General features: G+C 73.7%; 16 protein-coding genes. 13 read left to right on the top strand and 3 right to left on the bottom strand.

The window, feature by feature from the left end:
- From ispG to ABD665_RS20535, 4 genes are all read left to right on the top strand, one after another.
- Positions 1-1,170: a flavodoxin-dependent (E)-4-hydroxy-3-methylbut-2-enyl-diphosphate synthase gene (gene ispG / locus ABD665_RS20520; protein ID WP_204913047.1), complete on the top strand. Its 1,170-nt coding sequence runs from the start codon at positions 1-3 to the stop codon at positions 1,168-1,170.
- Positions 1,171-1,218: 48 nt separating this feature from the next.
- Positions 1,219-2,067 carry a GNAT family N-acetyltransferase gene (locus tag ABD665_RS20525; RefSeq protein ID WP_344742963.1) on the top strand — a complete coding sequence of 283 codons (849 nt, stop codon included), beginning with the start codon at positions 1,219-1,221 and terminating at the stop codon, positions 2,065-2,067.
- 73 nt (positions 2,068-2,140) lie between these two features.
- Positions 2,141-3,589, top strand: coding sequence for an argininosuccinate synthase (argG, locus tag ABD665_RS20530; RefSeq protein WP_204913045.1), 1,449 nt, complete (start codon positions 2,141-2,143; stop codon positions 3,587-3,589).
- Positions 3,590-4,016: 427 nt separating this feature from the next.
- A complete protein-coding gene (locus tag ABD665_RS20535) occupies positions 4,017-5,351 on the top strand; it encodes a glycoside hydrolase family 6 protein (RefSeq protein WP_204913044.1) in 1,335 nt (444 codons plus the stop codon).
- A 10-nt stretch (positions 5,352-5,361) separates the two neighbouring features.
- Here the strand turns inward: ABD665_RS20535 and ABD665_RS20540 are convergent, their stop codons facing one another.
- The gene (locus ABD665_RS20540) at positions 5,362-6,330 is read right to left on the bottom strand and encodes an alpha/beta fold hydrolase (RefSeq protein WP_204913043.1); all 969 of its coding nucleotides are present in this window, start codon (positions 6,328-6,330) and stop codon (positions 5,362-5,364) included.
- A 147-nt stretch (positions 6,331-6,477) separates the two neighbouring features.
- Between ABD665_RS20540 and ABD665_RS20545 the strand changes: the two genes are divergently transcribed.
- Positions 6,478-8,247, top strand: coding sequence for a proline--tRNA ligase (locus tag ABD665_RS20545; RefSeq protein WP_204914778.1), 1,770 nt, complete (start codon positions 6,478-6,480; stop codon positions 8,245-8,247).
- Positions 8,248-8,265: 18 nt separating this feature from the next.
- On the opposite strand, the gene ABD665_RS20550 is transcribed toward ABD665_RS20545, so the two are convergent.
- Positions 8,266-9,375: a hypothetical protein gene (locus ABD665_RS20550; protein WP_204913042.1), complete on the bottom strand. Its 1,110-nt coding sequence runs from the start codon at positions 9,373-9,375 to the stop codon at positions 8,266-8,268.
- A 46-nt stretch (positions 9,376-9,421) separates the two neighbouring features.
- Here ABD665_RS20550 and ABD665_RS20555 point away from each other — a divergent pair, with 46 nt between their 5' ends.
- Positions 9,422-9,859, top strand: a complete 438-nt coding sequence (locus tag ABD665_RS20555; RefSeq protein WP_204913041.1) for a MarR family transcriptional regulator — start codon at positions 9,422-9,424, stop codon at positions 9,857-9,859.
- The gene (locus tag ABD665_RS20560; RefSeq protein WP_204913040.1) at positions 9,856-10,665 is read left to right on the top strand and encodes a TSUP family transporter; all 810 of its coding nucleotides are present in this window, start codon (positions 9,856-9,858) and stop codon (positions 10,663-10,665) included. Before ABD665_RS20555 ends, ABD665_RS20560 begins: the two co-directional genes overlap by 4 nt.
- Before the next feature lie 18 nt (positions 10,666-10,683).
- Here ABD665_RS20560 and ABD665_RS20565 read toward each other — a convergent pair whose 3' ends face one another.
- On the bottom strand, positions 10,684-11,718 hold the full coding sequence (locus ABD665_RS20565) for a DUF4439 domain-containing protein (RefSeq protein WP_204913039.1): 1,035 nt from the start codon (positions 11,716-11,718) through the stop codon (positions 10,684-10,686).
- A gap of 160 nt (positions 11,719-11,878) precedes the next feature.
- Here ABD665_RS20565 and rimP point away from each other — a divergent pair, with 160 nt between their 5' ends.
- The 6 genes from rimP to ABD665_RS20595 all read left to right on the top strand — a co-directional run bounded on the left by rimP (position 11,879) and on the right by ABD665_RS20595 (position 17,577).
- A complete protein-coding gene (gene rimP, locus ABD665_RS20570; RefSeq protein ID WP_204913038.1) occupies positions 11,879-12,412 on the top strand; it encodes a ribosome maturation factor RimP in 534 nt (177 codons plus the stop codon).
- Entirely contained in the window at positions 12,412-13,395 is a 984-nt protein-coding gene (nusA, locus tag ABD665_RS20575) for a transcription termination factor NusA (RefSeq protein ID WP_204913037.1), read from the top strand. The genes rimP and nusA overlap by 1 nt, the downstream gene beginning before the upstream one ends.
- Positions 13,388-13,678: a DUF448 domain-containing protein gene (locus ABD665_RS20580; RefSeq protein ID WP_204913036.1), complete on the top strand. Its 291-nt coding sequence runs from the start codon at positions 13,388-13,390 to the stop codon at positions 13,676-13,678. The genes nusA and ABD665_RS20580 overlap by 8 nt, the downstream gene beginning before the upstream one ends.
- Positions 13,679-13,886: 208 nt before the next feature.
- Positions 13,887-16,916, top strand: a complete 3,030-nt coding sequence (gene infB / locus ABD665_RS20585; RefSeq protein WP_204913035.1) for a translation initiation factor IF-2 — start codon at positions 13,887-13,889, stop codon at positions 16,914-16,916.
- Positions 16,917-17,014: 98 nt separating this feature from the next.
- Positions 17,015-17,254, top strand: a complete 240-nt coding sequence (locus tag ABD665_RS20590) for a hypothetical protein (protein WP_204913034.1) — start codon at positions 17,015-17,017, stop codon at positions 17,252-17,254.
- Complete coding sequence (locus ABD665_RS20595; RefSeq protein ID WP_204913033.1) at positions 17,251-17,577, top strand: type II toxin-antitoxin system PemK/MazF family toxin; 327 nt, start codon at positions 17,251-17,253, stop codon at positions 17,575-17,577. The genes ABD665_RS20590 and ABD665_RS20595 overlap by 4 nt, the downstream gene beginning before the upstream one ends.
- Positions 17,578-17,582: the final 5 nt, after the last annotated feature.

A 17,582-nucleotide genomic window follows, 5' to 3' on the forward strand; every position in this document is an offset into this window, starting at 1 on the left:
ATGACTATCAATCTCGGGCTGCCGGCCCTGCCGCCGCCCACCCTCGCTCCGCGGCGCAAGACGCGCAAGATCAAGGTCGGCAAGGTCGACGTCGGCGGGGACGCCCCCGTCAGCGTGCAGTCCATGACCACGACCCTGACCTCGAACATCAACGCCACCCTTCAGCAGATCGCCGAGCTGACCGCGACGGGCTGCGACATCGTGCGCGTCGCCGTGCCCAGCCAGGACGACGCCGACGCGCTGCCCGCGATCGCGCACAAGTCGCAGATCCCGGTCATCGCCGACATCCACTTCCAGCCGAAGTACGTCTTCGCCGCCATCGAGGCGGGCTGCGCGGCCGTCCGGGTCAACCCGGGCAACATCCGCGCCTTCGACGACCAGGTCAAGGAGATCGCGAGGGCCGCGAAGGACCACGGCACCTCGATCCGGATCGGCGTGAACGCCGGTTCGCTCGACAAGCGGCTGCTGGCCAAGTACGGCAAGGCGACGCCCGAGGCGCTCGTCGAGTCGGCGCTGTGGGAGGCGAGCCTCTTCGAGGAGCACGACTTCCGCGAGTTCAAGATCAGCGTCAAGCACAACGACCCGGTGATCATGGTCCGCGCGTACGAGCTGCTGAGCGAGTCCTGCGACTACCCGCTGCACCTCGGCGTGACCGAGGCGGGTCCCGCGTTCCAGGGCACGATCAAGTCGGCCGTGGCCTTCGGCTCGCTGCTCAGCCGGGGGATCGGGGACACGATCCGCGTCTCCCTGTCCGCGCCGCCGGTCGAGGAGGTCAAGGTCGGGCTGCAGATCCTGCAGTCGCTGAACCTGCGCCCCCGCAAGCTCGAGATCGTCTCCTGCCCGTCCTGCGGGCGTGCGCAGGTCGACGTCTACAAGCTCGCCGACGCCGTGACCGCCGGCCTCGAGGGCATGACGGTCCCGCTGCGCGTCGCGGTCATGGGCTGCGTCGTGAACGGTCCCGGCGAGGCCCGCGAGGCCGACCTGGGCGTCGCGTCGGGCAACGGCAAGGGCCAGATCTTCGTGCGCGGCGAGGTGATCAAGACGGTGCCGGAGGCCGACATCGTCGAGACCCTCATCGAGGAGGCCATGCGCCTGGCGGACGAGATGCCGCCGAGCGAGTCGGGCAGCCCCGAGGTCCTGGTCGCGGGCAGCGCGCCGGCCCGGGTCTGAGGACGTGAGCACGCGGTGACCTCGACCCGGACCCGGGAGGGGAACGGCGTGCGCGACCGCGGCTCGGTGCGGGTGCTCGGGCGCGAGGACGTGCCCGACGCGGTGCGGGTGCTCTCGGCCCGCCCCGTCGAGAACGTCTTCGTCGCGGCCCGCGTACGGGCGGCCGGGCTGGACCCGGCGACGCTGGGCTGCCAGGTCTGGGGCTACGAGCGCGACGGTGCGCTGGCCGCGCTGTGCCACGCCGGCTCCAACCTCGTCCCGGTGAACGCCGACGACGAGGCGCTGGCCGCGTGGACCGAGTACGCCGGGCGGCAGCGGATGTGCGCCTCGATCATCGGTCCGGCGGAGACGGCGACGCGGTTCTGGAAGATGCTGGGCGACCGCTGGGGACCGAGCTGGTCGGAGGTCCGCGACGTGCGTCCGCACCAGCCGGTCATGACGATCGTCGGCGAGCCGCTGGTCGCCCCCGACCCGCGCGTGCGCCGGGTGACCCTGGAGCACTGGGACGCCTACACCGACGCCGCGATCAAGATGTACACCGAGGAGATCGGCGTCTCGCCCGTCTCCGGCAACTCGGCCGGCTACCGGTTCTACGTCCGCCAGCTCATCAGCAGCGGGCGCGCGTTCGCGATGTTCGGCGACGACGGGCGGGTGCTCTTCAAGGCCGACCTCGGCTCCGTCTCGGGCTCGGTCTGCCAGGTGCAGGGCGTCTGGCTGGACCCCGCGCTGCGCGGCCGCGGGCTGGCCCCGGCCGCGATGGCCGCCGTGGTCACGCTCGCCCGGACCGTCGTGCCGACGGTGTCGCTCTACGTCAACGACTACAACCACGCCGCGCGGGCGACGTACGACCGGGTCGGCTTCACCCAGGTCGGCGAGTTCGCGACGATCCACTACTAGGCCGCCTCGTCGCCGGGCCCTGGCGACGTGGTCGTCTCGCGGTCGGACCGCGTCGGGCCGATAGCGTGGGGGGATGTCCAAGGTCCTCACCAGCCTGCCCGTCGGTCAACGGGTCGGGATCGCCTTCTCCGGCGGCCTCGACACCTCCTGCGCCGTGGCGTGGATGCGCGACGCGGGCGCCGTCCCCTTCACCTACACCGCCGACCTCGGCCAGTACGACGAGGACGACCTGGTCGGCGTCCCCGGTCGCGCCAAGGTCTACGGCGCGGAGGAGGCCCGACTGGTCGACTGCCGCGCGGCCCTGGTGAACGAGGGCCTGGCCGCCATGACCTGCGGCGCGTTCCACATCCGCTCGGGCGCGCAGACGTACTTCAACACCACCCCGCTCGGCCGGGCCGTCACCGGAACCCTCCTGGTGCGGGCCATGCACGAGGACGGCGTGTCCATCTGGGGCGACGGCTCGACCTTCAAGGGCAACGACATCGAGCGGTTCTACCGCTACGGCCTGCTGGCCAACCCGGGGCTGCGCATCTACAAGCCGTGGCTGGACGAGCGCTTCGTCACCGAGCTCGGCGGGCGCAAGGAGATGTCGGAGTGGCTCATCTCCCACGACCTGCCCTACCGCGACCCCACCGAGAAGGCCTACTCGACCGACGCCAACATCTGGGGCGCCACCCACGAGGCCAAGCAGCTCGAGCAGCTCGACACCTCGATGGAGATCGTCGACCCGATCATGGGCGTGCGGTTCTGGGACCCGTCCGTGGAGATCGAGACCGAGGACGTGACGCTCACGTTCGAGGGCGGCCAGCCGGTCGCGATCAACGGGGAGACCTTCGCCTCCGACGTCGACCTCGTCATCGCCGCGAACACGGTCGGCGGCCGCCACGGGCTCGGCATGTCCGACCAGATCGAGAACCGCATCATCGAGGCCAAGAGCCGCGGCGTGTACGAGGCGCCCGGCATGGCGCTGCTGGTCCTCGGCTACGAGCGGCTGCTGTCGGCGATCCACAACGAGGACACGCTCGACGCGTACTTCAGCCAGGGCCGCAAGCTCGGGCGGTTCCTCTACGAGGGCCGGTGGTTCGACCCGCAGGCGCTGATGATCCGCGAGGGCCTGCAGCGCTGGATCGCCTCCCCGGTCACCGGCACGGTCACGCTGCGGCTGCGCCGCGGCAACGACTACACGATCCTCGACACGACGGGCCCGGGCCTGTCCTACCAGCCGGAGCGGCTGTCGATGGAGCGGAACGCGAACGCCGCCTTCGGCCCGACGGACCGGATCGGACAGCTGACGATGCGCAACCTCGACATCGCCGACACGCGCACCCGCCTCCAGGGCTACGCGAGCCGCGGCCAGCTCGTCGCCGAGGACCACCTGCGCTCCGACATCACCCTCCACCTCGACCTCGGCGACGTCACGGACAACCTCACCGCGTACGCCAGCAACCGCGAGCTCGAGAGCGGCAGCACCGGCGAGCCCGAGACCCTGGACCGCGCCGCGCTGGAGTCGGGCACCGACTGAGGGCACTGACCTCCTCGAGGTCCTTCGACAGGCTCGGGGTGCGTTCTCGGGCAACCCGGGGAACGCCCCTCGAGCTCGCCGAGGGTTCCGGCACGGCTGGTGGTCGTGGCCTCGCGGGCGGGTCGAGAGGCGCTGACCTCTTCGAGGCCCTTCGACAGGCTCCGGGAGCGTTCTCGCGCAACCGAGGAACGCCCCCTGAGCCCGCCGAAGGGCCCGGGACGGGTCGGTGTCCTGCCCGCGCGCACGACGGTCCCGGTCTGCTCAGTGACGCGTCCAGTTGACCGATCAACATAGCCCCCGCATGTTTGGGAACGTTCCCGCACGGTTAACGTCGACCCGACGATCGGCGACGCTGCCGGACCCGTGAGGGGAGGCGTCGGCCGACGGGCCGCACGGTGCGGCCCTGTCCCTCACCCCCGGGAGCACGATGACGAACCGAGTGCTGCGCCGCAGCGCTGCCGCCCTCGCCGGCGCCGCCCTGCTGGCCGCCGCCCCCCTGGCCACGACCTCCGCCGAAGCGGTCGTCGCCAAGCCCCTGCCGGGCCGCACCTACTTCTACGTCCCGCCGGCGCCGGACGGCGCGAAGGAGCAGATCGACCGGCTGGACGACGCCGGCCGCGACCGCGCGGCTCGGCTGGTCAAGGCCGAGACCACCACGCCGCAGGCGGTGTGGTTCACCAGCGGCACCCCGAAGCAGGTCCGCAAGGCGGTGCGGAAGACCACCGACCGCGCCGCGGACAAGAAGGCCGTCCCGACCCTGGTCGTCTACAACGTCCCCGGCCGGGACTGCTCGCAGTACTCCTCCGGCGGCGCCGGCTCCGACGCCGCGTACCGGGACTGGGTCGACGGGTTCGCCCGCGGTCTGAGGAAGAACCAGCGGGTCGTCGTGGTCGTGGAGCCCGACGGCCTCACGAACCTGCCGGCCGACTGCCCGGGGGCCTACCCCGGCCAGGACGTCGGGACCTTCCCGCACCCCGCGCCCGGCACGCTCACCGCGGGCCGGATCGCCGACATCGCGTACGCCGGCAAGGTGATCCGCAAGGCTAACGAGAAGGCGCTCGTCTACCTCGACTCGGGCCACAGCGGCTGGAAGAGCGTCGGGGACGCGACGGCCCGCCTCCGGGCCGCCGGGGTCGACAAGGACCAGGGCTTCTCGCTGAACGTCTCGAACTACCAGTGGACCCCGAACCTCTCCGCGTACGGCACGTGGATCTCCAGCTGCCTGGCGCTGCACCCCGACGCGGCCACGACCACGCCGACCGACTGCGCCGACCAGAACAACGCCGGTCCGGCCGGCGGGACGGCCGTCGCGCTCGACCCGCAGAAGTCCTGGAGCCGGACGGCGTCCGACCCGACCGCGAGCACGGCCGAGGTCGACGCGCGCTACGCCGCGCAGCTGGCGACGGCCGGGGTGATGCCGAAGGCCCATTTCGTCCTCGACACCAGCCGGAACGGGCAGGGCCCCTGGCTCCCGGCCGCCGGCACGTACGCGGGCGACCCGCAGGTCTGGTGCAACCCGCCGGGGCGCGGGCTGGGGGAGCGACCGAAGGCCCACCCCGCCAAGGCCTACCCGCAGCTCGACGCCTACCTGTGGATCAAGACGCCGGGGCAGTCCGACGGCCAGTGCAACCGCGGGATCACGGGCAGCACCACCGACCCGGAGTGGGGCGGCCGGACGGACCCGGCCGCGGGGGCCTGGTTCGGTCGGCAGGCGCTGCAGCTCGCGCGGCTCGCCGAGCCGAGGCTGCTCCCGAAGAAGTAGGGGCTCGCCCCTACCCGGCGGAGGCGGAGACGCGGGTCACGAACGTGGTGATCTCGCGCTCCGCCTCCGCCCGGGTGGTGGGCTCGTTGTGCACCTCGTGCCGCACCCCGGGGAACACGCGGGTCCGGACGTCCGGGTGCCCGGACGCCACCAGCCGGTTGGCGACGTGGTAGGCGCCCTCGCCGTAGTTCGCGACGGGGTCCTGGTCGCCGGCCAGCACGAGCACGGGGAGCGCGCTCGGGACGGTCGGGTACCAGGCGTCGCCGTTGACCTGGTCGTAGAGGTCGACGAACCCCTGCAGGAAGCGGGCGCTCAGCGGGGCGCCGAAGTTGTTGAAGGGGTCGCGCCCGTGGTCGGCCACGACGTCGGCGTCGAGCGCGACCCAGGCGGTGGGACCGGCGTCGGGCCCGAACCGCTCGAGGAACCCGTCGAACAGCTGCCCGACCAGGTGGTCCGGCGCGGGTTCGGCGGCCCGGTCCCCGGCCGCGAGCGCGGCGAGCGCCGGCCGGTCGACCACGCGCTCGATGCCCCGCATCTGCGCGGCGACCCCGCCGAGCACCAGCCCGGCCAGGTCCGACGACACCTCGGGCACCATCGCCCGCGCGATCATCGACCCCCAGCTGTGGCCGTAGACCACCCAGGGCAGCCCGGCCGTCGCGGACCGCTGACCGAGCCGCCCCAGCGCCTCGGTACGCAGCCGCAGGGCGTCGTCGACGACCACGCGGGCCGCGTCGTCCCCGGCGTCGGCCCACACCCCGGAGCCCGTCGCGGTCCGGCCGTGCCCGGCGTGGTCGCCGGCCACGACGACGAACCCGGCGTCGAGCAGCGTCGAGACCAGGTGGAGGTAGCGCCGGGAGTGCTCGCCCAGGCCGTGCACGAGCTGGACGACCGCGGTCGGGGTGCCGACGGGCTCGTAGAGCCAGCCCTGGACGGTGTCCCGGCCGTTCGCCGAGGTGAACGTGATCTCCTGCAGGGCCACGGGGACCGCCTTCCTCCTCCGGCTCCGGCGCCGGGCTCAGGGCCGACCGTAGCGCCCGGCCCCGGGCCTCCCGCAGCCCGGCGCCGGCCCGAAACCGGGGCGAGGGGTGGGCGCTCCGTCGCCTAGGGTGAACCGGTGATCGCCAGGATGTCCCAGCTGTTCGTCCGCACCCTGCGGGAGGACCCCGCCGACGCCGAGGTGCCGAGCCACGCGTGGCTCGTCCGCGCCGGCTACATCCGGCGCGCGGCCCCCGGGATCTACTCGTGGCTCCCGCTCGGGCTGAAGGTCCTGCAGAACGTCGAGCGCATCGTCCGCGAGGAGATGGACGCCATCGGCGGCCAGGAGGTCCGGTTCCCCGCGCTGCTGCCGCGCGAGCCGTACGACGCGACCGGGCGCTGGACCGACTACGGGCCCAACATCTTCCGGCTCAAGGACCGCAAGGGCGCCGACTACCTGCTCGGGCCGACGCACGAGGAGATGTTCGCCCTCGCGGTGAAGGACCTGTACTCCTCGTACAAGGACCTGCCGCTGACGATCTACCAGATCCAGACGAAGTACCGCGACGAGCCGCGTCCCCGCGCGGGGATCCTGCGCGGGCGCGAGTTCATCATGAAGGACTCCTACACCTTCGACATCGACGTCGACTCGTTCCGGGAGCAGTACGCGCTCCACCGGGCGGCGTACATCAAGATCTTCGACCGGCTCGGCTTCGAGTACGTGATCGTCTCCGCCATGTCCGGCGCGATGGGCGGCTCGGCGAGCGAGGAGTTCCTCGCGCTGTCCGAGACCGGGGAGGACACCTTCGTCCGCTCGCCGGGCGGCTACGCGGCGAACGTCGAGGCCGTCCGGACGCCGACGCCAGACCCGGTGCCCTACGACGACGTCCCGGCCGCGCACGTCGAGGACACCCCCGACACCCCGACGATCGCGAGCCTGGTCGCCCTGGCCAACGAGCGTTTCCCGCGCGACGACCGCCCCTGGACCGGCGCCGACACGCTCAAGAACGTCGTGCTGATGGTCTCCGAGCCGGGTGGCAAGAGCGCCCCGCTGGTGCTCGGGCTCCCCGGCGACCGCGAGGTCGACCTCAAGCGCGTGCAGGCGCAGCTCGAGCCGGCCGAGGTCGAGGTCTTCGACGCCTTCGACGACTACCCGATGCTGGTCAAGGGCTACATCGGCCCGCAGGTCCTCGGTGAGGAGTCGGGCAGCGGCATCCGCTACCTCGTCGACCCGCGCGTGGGCGAGGGCACGCGCTGGATCACCGGCGCCAACGTCAACGGTCAGCACGTCTTCGACCTCGTCGCGGGGCGCGACTTCACCCCGGACGGCTACCTCGAGGCGGCCGAGCTGCGCGAGGGCGACCCGGCTCCGGACGGTTCCGGTCCGCTGGAGCTTGCGCGCGGCATCGAGATGGGCCACATCTTCCAGCTCGGCACCCGCTACGCGGAGGCGCTCGGGCTGCGGGTGCTCGACCAGAACGGCAAGCTCGTCACGGTGACCATGGGCTCCTACGGACTCGGCGTCTCCCGTGCGGTGGCCGCCGTCGCCGACAACACCTGCGACGAGAAGGGCCTGGCCTGGCCGCGCGAGCTCGCGCCCTACAAGGTGCACGTCGTCGTCGCGGGCAAGGACGCGGCGGCCCTGGCCTGGGCGACGGAGCTGGCGACCTCGCTCGACGAGGCCGGCGTCACCGTCCTCCTGGACGACCGCAAGGCCAGCCCGGGCGTGAAGTTCGCGGACGCGGAGATCCTCGGCATGCCGACGATCGTCGTGGTGGGTCGCGGCTTCGCCGACGGCCTGGTCGAGGTCCGGGACCGCCGTAGCGGCGAGCGCCGTGACGTGGGTGTGGACGACGCGCTGGCCGAGGTCGTCGCGCACGCCCACGGGCGCCTGGACCTCGAGGTGTCGGTCCGCGGCTGAGCGGTCGGGCTTCCGGGCTCAGAGTCCGAGCGGCGTGAGGAGCCCGTCGAGCAGGACGAGGCGCTCGCGCACGACGGGGGCGAGGGTGCGCGGGTCCTCGTCCAGCCGCTCGAGGGGCACGGCCGCGACCCCGGCGGTCAGCGCGGCCAGGACGCGGTGGGCGCGCAGGAGCGCGTCGGCGTCCACCGTCAGCCCTTCCGCCGCGAGCCCGTCGGCGTACGCCGGCAGCGCCACGGCCTGCCGGCGGGCGAGGGTCGCGGCGGGCGTGCGGCCCAGCTCGATCTCGCTGACCACCAGCTGTGTGAGGTCGAAGCCCAGCGGCAGCCGTGCGAAGAACGCCCAGTCGATGGCCACGACGGACGCCGGGGTGAGGAGCAGGTTGTTCGGGCAGGCGTCGCCGTGGGCGCTGAGCAGCGGCAGCGCCTCGATCTCCGCGACCAGCCCGGGGGCCGCGTCGAGCAGGCCCAGGAGCCGGCGGCGGGCGGCGTCGTCGACCTCCGCGGCGAGCACCGGGTGGTGCCAGAGCGCCGCGTCGCGGTAGGCGGTGCCGAACTGCATCGACAGCCGTCCCTGCCAGTAGCGCCGGGCCATCACCGGCCCGTACGGGTGCCCGACCCGGTCGGCGACGGCGGCCACCGCCGACGAGCCCGCCAGCCGGCCCAGCGCCCGTGCCGACCGGGCGAGGTCGTCGTCGGTCCAGGTCGCCAGGACGCCGGTGACCGCCTCCAGCCAGACGACCGCCGAGCCCTCGTCCAGCGGGGTGACGCCGAGGCAGCGCGGCATCGCGAGGTCCGGGGGCAGGTGGGCGGCCAGGTCGGAGGCGTAGACCCGGGGCTCCACGCGCCAGTCGAGCATCTCCAGCAGGTCGGCGTGGCCCTCGGGCGGGACGAAGGCCCACACCGGCGAGCGGTCCGCGGAACGCAGGACCTTGGCGACCACCCGGAAGTCCTCGGTCACCCCGTCACGCTCGACCCGGCCGGACACCCACCACCGCGCCTGGGTCGTGATCGTCTCGAGGTCGTAGGCGACCTCCTCGGTGCGCCTCTCCACGACCCGGTCGGCACCCAGCAGGCTGGCGAGGGCCGCGTCGTCGAGCCGCACGGGGTCCGTCACGCCGACGTCGGTCACGTCGTCCCCCTTTGGTAAAGTGCCTTGACCAGAAAGGTAACGAGACTTGACTGACTCCGTCAAGGTCCAGGGCCCGCACGTCGCCCTGCTCCTCGGTGAGGCGTTCGAACGGGTCCGGCGCGCGACGGAGGGCCCCCGGTGGCGGGGGCTACGCCAGTCCCACCTGCGCATCCTCGACACGATCGAGCCGGAGGGCTCGCGCGCGGTCGACCTGGCCCGCCGGCTGCGGATGACGAAGCAGGGCGCGGGCCAGCTCGTGGCGACGCTCCTGCGGCTGGGCCTGGTCGACCAGGTGCCGGACCCCGCCGACCGTCGCGCGCGGCTCCTCGTCCTCACCGACGAGGGGGGCGAGCTGCGCGGCGCGCTGGAGGTCCGGCTCGCCGCCATCGAGGAGGGCTGGGCGGACGAGGTGGGGGCGGCGGAGTACGCGACGTTCCGCCGGGTGCTGCTGGCCATCGCCGAGCGCGGGGTCGACGGCGCATGAACCCTCTTCTCGCGTCCGGGCTCGACCTCCCGCTGCTGACCCTGGTCCTGCTGGTCGCCGTGGCCTTCGCGGCCGGCTGGGTCGACGCGGTGGTCGGCGGCGGCGGGCTGGTCCAGCTCCCGGCCCTGCTCATCGGCCTGCCGCCGGGCACGGAGCCCGCCGCGGTGCTCGGCACCAACAAGCTGTCCTCGGTGTGGGGCACGGCCACGAGCTCGATCACGTACGCCCGCCGGGTCCGGCCCGACTGGCGCACCATCCTGCCGCTGGCCGTGAGCGCGGCGCTCGGGTCGGCGGGTGGGGCACAGCTGGCCAAGCTCCTGCCCGCGGACGCCTTCACCCCCATCGTGCTCGCCGCGCTGATCGGCGTGGGCCTCTACACGTGGCGCCGCCCGCAGCTGGGGCTGGTGAGCGCGGTGCGCCACTCCGGCGGCGCGCACTACGGCCGGACGGCGCTGATCGGCGTGGTCATCGGCGCGTACGACGGCTTCCTCGGCCCGGGGACGGGCTCCTTCTTCGTCATCGCGCTGGTCGGCGTGCTCGGCTACGGCTTCCTCGAGGCGAGCGCCAAGGCCAAGATCGCCAACCTCGTGACGAACCTGGCCGCGCTCGGCGTGTTCGCCGTGCACGGGACGGTGCTCTGGGGGCTGGGGCTGTCCATGGGCGCCGCCAACCTCGTCGGCGGCTACGTCGGCGCCCGCACCGCCATCGCCCGGGGCAACAGCTTCGTGCGGCGGGTCTTCCTGGCCGTGGTGGCCGCGCTGGCCCTCAAGCTCGCGTACGACATCGTCCGCGGGCTGCTCGCCTGACGCCGCCGGCCGGACGTCCTAGTCGGGCCAGCCGGGCCAGGCCTGCAGCGGCGCACCCCAGGCGCGGGCGGTCCGGCTCGTGCTGGTCAGCAGGGTCAGGGCCTCCCTGCGTGCCCCCGCATCACCCGCGGCGGCCAGGACCAGCCCGACGTACGGCTCCAGCCGCGCCTGCATGCCCCGCACCAGCCGGGACGCGTCACCCGCGGACCGGACGGGGGAGGCGGGGGCGTAGGCCGGCTCGGCCGCCGGCACCTCCGCCTTGCGCCCGAGCAGGAAGGCGATCCGGGTGTCGAGCAGCCGGCGCGTCGCGGCCAGCTCGGAGACCGCCCGTCGCCGGGCGCCGCTCGTGAACTTCAGCTTGCCGATCGCGAGCTGGTAGCCGAAGACGACCGCGTGCAGCTGGGCCACGAGCTCCTGGTCGGCGGCGACGTCGCTGAGCAGGGCGGCCGGCCTGCGGGCCTTCTTCGCGCTCACCGGAGGGGTGTCGGAGGCGCCGAGCGCCGCGGCGTAGGAGTCGGCCGCGACGGCGAGGGAGCCGGACACGAGGGCGGCCAGCCCCGTCGCCGCGGTCGCCGCCCGGCGGTGCGCCGCGGCCTGCGCGGCCTCCTGCCGGGCCAGCCGCTTCAACACGTCGGCGAGGCTGGCCTTCCCGAGGTTCGGAGGGGCGGCGGAGGGCGACGGGGCCGCGGTCGTCGGCCGCGTGGTGGGGTCCGCGCCGGCCAGGGCGACCGCGTGGTCGGCGTGCACGTCGCGCAGGAAGGTCAGGAGGCGACGCTGGTCGCCGCTCAGGTCGCCGCGCCGCGGGCCCGTCAGGACGGCGGCCGCGAGGACCGAGAGCGCCTGCTCCGCGGTGGCCGCGGCGGGGACGGAGGGAGCCGGGGCGGGCGAGGCGGCACCCGGGGTGACGGCGGGCGCGCTGGCGCCCGAGGTGCCCGGGCGGGGGGCGACCGCGGGGGAGACCGAGCAGGCCGCCAGCACCGGGACGGCGAGCCCGAGCCCGAGCACGTCTCGTCGTCCCCAGCGGGTCGCCGGGGGCGTCGTCGCATCGACCACGGGCCGAAGGTACCCGAGCACCTCCGTGGCCTCGCTATGCTCGGTAGGTCCTGACGACGTGCGCCCCGGACGGGGTGCGGGCGACGGGACCACGACGCGGCGCACACGGCCGCGTCACGACAACTGCGGGACACAACCGGATGAGGGGCGGCGCGACGGCATGAGGGACGAAGCGGTCGAAGCCGTGGTCAACCCGGTCCTGGCGGGCTTCGGCCTGGAGCTGGACGCCCTCGAGGTGGTGCCGGCCGGCAAGCGCCGCGTGGTGCGCATCGTCGTCGACGGCGACGGACCCAAGGGCCGCGGACCCCTGCTCGACGACATCGCCTCGGCGAGCCGCGCGGTGTCGGACGCCCTGGACGGCTCCGACGCCATGGGCCAGGCCGCCTACACGCTCGAGGTCTCCTCGCGCGGCGTCGGCCGCCCCCTGACCGAGCCGAAGCACTGGCGTCGCAACGTCACCCGGCTGGTCCGGGTGGACCTGGTCGGCGGGTTACAGGTCACGGGGCGGATCACCGAGGCGGGCGAGGACGCGGTCGTGCTGGACGTCGACGGGAGCCCCCGCGAGGTCCGCTACGCCGACCTGACCAAGGCCCTCGTGCAGGTCGAGCTGAACCGCAGGCAGGACGACGACGAGGACGACGAGGACGACGACGTCGAGCTCGACACGGACGACGAGGACGAGGACGACCACTGATGGACATCGACATCTCCGTGCTGCGGCTGATGGAGCGCGAGAAGGACATCCCCTTCGAGCTCCTGGCCGGCGCGATCGAGGAGGCGCTGCTCTCCGCGTACGAGAAGACCGACAACCCGGTCGCCGGCGCGCGGGTCGAGCTGAACCGCCGCAACGGCCACGTCGCGGTCATGGTCCCCGAGCGCGACGAGGAGGGCACGACCGTCGGCGAGTACGACGGGACGCCCGACGGCTTCGGCCGGGTCGCGGCCGCCACGGCGCGCCAGGTGATCTTCCAGCGGCTGCGCGACGCCGAGGACGAGCAGAAGTACGGCCACTTCTCGGCCAGCGAGGGCGACATCCTCACCGGCGTCGTCCAGCAGGGGCGCGACTCGCGCACCGTGCTGGTCGACCTCGGCAAGACCGAGGCGATCATGCCGCTGGCCGAGCAGGTGCCCGGCGAGCGCTACACGCACGGCACCCGGTTGCGGGTCTACGTGGTCGCGGTCCGCCGCGAGCTGCGCGGGCTGCAGGTCGTGGTCAGCCGGACGCACCCGGCCCTGGTCGAGCGGCTCTTCGCGCTCGAGGTGCCCGAGATCGCCGACGGCACCGTGGAGATCAAGGCCACGGCCCGCGAGGCCGGGCACCGCAGCAAGATCGCGGTCACGAGCCACAACCCCGACGTCAGCGCCAAGGGCGCCTGCATCGGGCCGATGGGTTCGCGGGTCCGGGCGATCATGCACGAGCTGAACGACGAGAAGATCGACATCATCGACTGGTCGCCGGACTCGGCGACGTTCGTCGGGCAGGCGCTCTCGCCGGCCAAGGTCACTTCGGTCACCGTCGTCGACGAGGCGCTCCGCTCCGCGCGGGTCGTCGTTCCCGACTACCAGCTCTCCCTGGCCATCGGCCGCGAGGGCCAGAACGCCCGGCTCGCCGCCCGGCTCACCGGCTGGCGCATCGACATCCGGCCGGACACCGAGCCGCAGCCCACGGGTGCCTGAGGGGCCCACGTCCGTCGGGCCCGTCCGGACCTGCGTCGGCTGCCGGCGCCGCGACGAGGTGGCCCGGCTGCTGCGCGTGGTCGCCGACGGGACCACGGTCCGCGTCGACCCCCGCCGCCGTGCGCCGGGGCGGGGGGCGTACGTCCACCCCGACGTCGCCTGCGTCGCGCTGGCCGTGAAGAAGCGGGCCTTCGGGCGGACGCTGCGGGCACCGGTGGAGGCCGCGGCGGCCGGGGCGGCGCTGGTCGCGCACCTCGACGGACCCGCGGCGGACGCACGCTGAAGCCCCGTTGGGCAGAGCCGTCCGCACCGGCTAGAGTTGGTCCCTGTGATCGGGATGTCTCCGGTCCGCGCCCGGGCCTCGTTCGAGGTCCGCAGACACCAGGAAGTGAGCGTTTGCTCATGAACTCGCGATGAAGATTGCTCGATGAGCATTTTCGGCTAACTGGTCCGCGCCAACAAGGGTGGCGGGCCGTCTACGTAGGAGATTCGTGCCCAAGACCCGTGTCTACGAGCTCGCCAAGGAGCTCGGAGTCGACAGCAAGGCCGTCCTTTCGATGGCCAAGGACATGGGGGAGTTCGTCAAGTCCCCCTCGTCCACCCTCGAGGCGCCGGTGATCCGTCGCCTCCGCGAGAAGCTCGCGCCCGCCGAGGCGCCCGCGCAGCGTCCCGCCCCGGCAGCACCCGCCGCCCGCAGCGCCGTCCCGGCCGCCCCCAGCACCACGGCGGCCCCCAGCCCCACCACCGCCACGCCGAGCGCCCCGCGCCCGGCCGTCCCCTCGCGCCCGGAGACCTCCGGCCCGCGCCCGGGTGCCCCCGGCCCCCGTACGCCCGCCGAGTCGTCGGCCCCGTCCACGCGTACGCCGGCGGCGCCCAGCGCCCCGACGCCGCGCCCGGCCGCCGAGTCCTCGGCCCCGTCGACCCGGACGCCCCCGGCCCCGAGCACGGCACCCTCCACCCGCAACGCCCCGACGCCGTCGTCGCCCGGCATGCCCGGCCCGATCACGCGCAGCGCGACCCCGGCCTCGGCACGTCCCGGCGCACCGCGTCCGGCCGCTCCGACGCCCGCTCCCGTGGCCCGGCAGGACGAGCGTCCCTCGACCTCCGCACCGCGACCGGGCGGGACGCCCTCGGGCCCCACGCCGAGCCGCCCGCAGGCCCGTCCGGGCACGCCCGGCGCCGGCACCGGCACGCCCGGTGGCGCTGCTCCTCGTGACCGTCGGACCGGTACGCCGCGTCCCGGCAACAACCCGTTCGCCCCCTCGCAGGGCATGGGCGCGGCCCGTCCGCCCCGTCCCGGCGCTCCCGCGGCCCCGGCCGACGCTGCCCGTCCGGGTGGTCCCCGGCCGCCGGCCAGCCGTGCGCCCGGTGCTCCGGGTGCCCGTCCGGGCGTCCCCGGCATGCCCCGCCCGAACCCGGCGATGATGCCGCGCCAGGCCTCCGGCCAGCTCGGCGCTCCCGCCGGCCCCGGCGCCCGTGGTCGCGGTGCACCCGCCGGTCGCGGTCGCCCCGGTGGCGGCGGCGCCCCGGGTCGTCCCGGTGGCGGCGGTCCCGGCGGTCCCCCCGCGGGTCGCGGTGGTCGCGGTGGTCGCGGTGGCACGCAGGGTGCCTTCGGGCGCGCGGGCGGTCCCGTCCGTCGCGGTCGTAAGTCGAAGCGTCAGCGTCGTCAAGAGTTCGACCAGATGCAGGCGCCGGAGATCGGTGGCGTCCGCGTCCGTCAGGGCGACGGCTCCACGGTGCGGCTCGCCCGCGGCGCCTCGCTGACGGACCTGTCCGAGAAGATCAACGTCGACGTGTCGAACCTGGTCCAGGTGCTGTTCAACCTGGGCGAGATGGTCACCGCCACGCAGACGGTGGCCGAGGACACGCTGGCGATCCTGGCGACCGAGCTCAACTACAAGATCGAGATCGTCTCTCCCGAGGACGAGGACCGCGAGCTCCTCGAGAGCTTCGACATCGAGTTCGGCGAGAACGAGGGCGGCGAGGAGGACCTCGCGGCGCGTCCGCCGGTCGTCACCGTCATGGGTCACGTCGACCACGGCAAGACGAAGCTCCTCGACGCCATCCGCAAGACCAACGTGGTCGCCGGCGAGGCCGGTGGCATCACGCAGGCCATCGGTGCGTACCAGGTCGCCACCGAGGTGGACGGCCAGGAGCGCAAGATCACCTTCATCGACACCCCGGGTCACGAGGCGTTCACCGCCATGCGTGCCCGTGGTGCGAAGTCGACCGACATCGCCGTGCTCGTCGTGGCGGCGGACGACGGCGTGATGCCGCAGACCATCGAGGCGCTCAACCACGCCCTCGCTGCGGACGTCCCGATCGTGGTCGCGGTCAACAAGATCGACCGTGAGGGCGCGGACCCGACCAAGGTGCGCGGCCAGCTCACCGAGTACGGCCTGGTGCCCGAGGAGTACGGCGGCGAGACGATGTTCGTCGACGTCTCCGCGATCACCGGCGTCGGCCTCGACGAGCTGCTCGAGGCGGTCGTCCTGACCGCGGACGCGGCCCTCGACCTGCGCGCCAACCCGGACATGGACGGTCAGGGTGTGGCCATCGAGGCCCACCTCGACAAGGGCCGCGGCCCCGTCGCGACCGTCCTGGTCCAGCGCGGCACCCTGCACGTCGGCGACTCGATCGTCGCCGGCACCGGCTACGGCCGGGTCCGGGCGCTGCTCGACGACCACGGGCACAACGTGGACGAGGCCCCGCCGTCGTTCCCGGTCCAGGTCCTCGGCCTCACGGCCGTGCCCGGCGCCGGCGACAGCTTCATCGTCGTCGACGACGACCGCATGGCCCGTCAGATCGCCGAGCGGCGTGCGTCGCGGCTCCGGATGGCGGCCCAGGCGGCCGGCACCCGGCGCAAGACCCTGGACCAGCTGTTCGACCAGCTCGAGAAGGGCGAGGAGCAGGAGCTGCGCCTCATCCTCAAGGGCGACGGTGCCGGTTCGGTCGAGGCGCTCGAGGACGCGCTGTCCAAGATCGACGTGGGCGACGAGGTCAGCCTGCGGGTCATCGACCGCGGTGTCGGTGCGATCACCGAGACCAACGTCAGCCTCGCGGCGGCGTCGGACGCGGTCATCGTCGGCTTCAACGTCCGGCCCCAGGGCAAGGCGACGGAGATGGCGGACCGCGAGGGCGTCGACATCCGGTACTACTCGGTGATCTACGCCGCGATCGACGAGATCGAGGCGGCCCTGAAGGGTCTCCTCAAGCCGATCTACGAGGAGGCCACCCTCGGGCAGGCGGAGATCCGCGAGATCTTCCGCAGCTCGCGGGCCGGCATCATCGCGGGTTGCATGGTCACGAGCGGCAGCATCCGGCGCAACTCCAAGGCCCGGCTGCTCCGCGAGGGCGTCGTCGTCGCCGAGACGAGCATCGGGTCGCTGCGGCGTGAGAAGGACGACGCCACCGAGGTGCGCGAAGGGTTCGAGTGCGGCATCACGCTGTCGAACTACTCCGACATCCGGACCGGCGACGTCATCGAGACCTTCGAGATGCGCGAGATCGCCCGCTCGTAGTCGCTTGACCCAGTAACGGGGAGGATCGCGCACCACCACGGTGCGCGATCCTCCCCGTTCTGCTTTCTCGACGTGCGCGCGCGTGGCACGATCGTGGCATGAGCCGCACACGTATCAGCACGACCGTGGACGGGGACCTGCTCACCGCGGTGCGCGAGCGTCGCCCCGGGGCGACGGACTCGTCGGTGCTCGAGGAGGCCCTGGGTGCGCTGCTGGCCGACCTGCGCCGTGCGGAGGTCGACCGGGCCTACCGCGAGGCGTACGAGCGCGTCCCGTTCGACGAGCCCGACGCCTGGGGCGACCTCGCGTCCTTCGGGGTGGCGGCCGGCCGGGCATGAGCGAGCACCCGCAGCACGGCGAGGTGTGGTGGTGCGAGCTGCCCGAGGTCGGCCGACGCCCCGTCGTCGTGCTCTCCCGCGGCGAGGCCGTCCGACGGCGCCGCCGGGCGGTGGTCGCGCCCTGCACGACCAACGTGCGGGGGCTGCCCAGCGAGGTGCGGCTCGAGCCCGCCGAGGACCCGGTGCCGCAGCCGTGCGTCGCCAGCCTCGACTCGGTGGAGTCCGTCCCGACGGGCGTCCTGGTGCAGCGGCTCGGCGTGCTCGGGCCCGACCGCATGCGCTCGATCTGCACGGCGCTCGGCGTCGCCGTCGACTGCCGCTGAGGTCT

The organism is Microlunatus spumicola (genome assembly GCF_039536445.1).
GTDB lineage: Bacteria > Actinomycetota > Actinomycetes > Propionibacteriales > Propionibacteriaceae > Microlunatus > Microlunatus spumicola.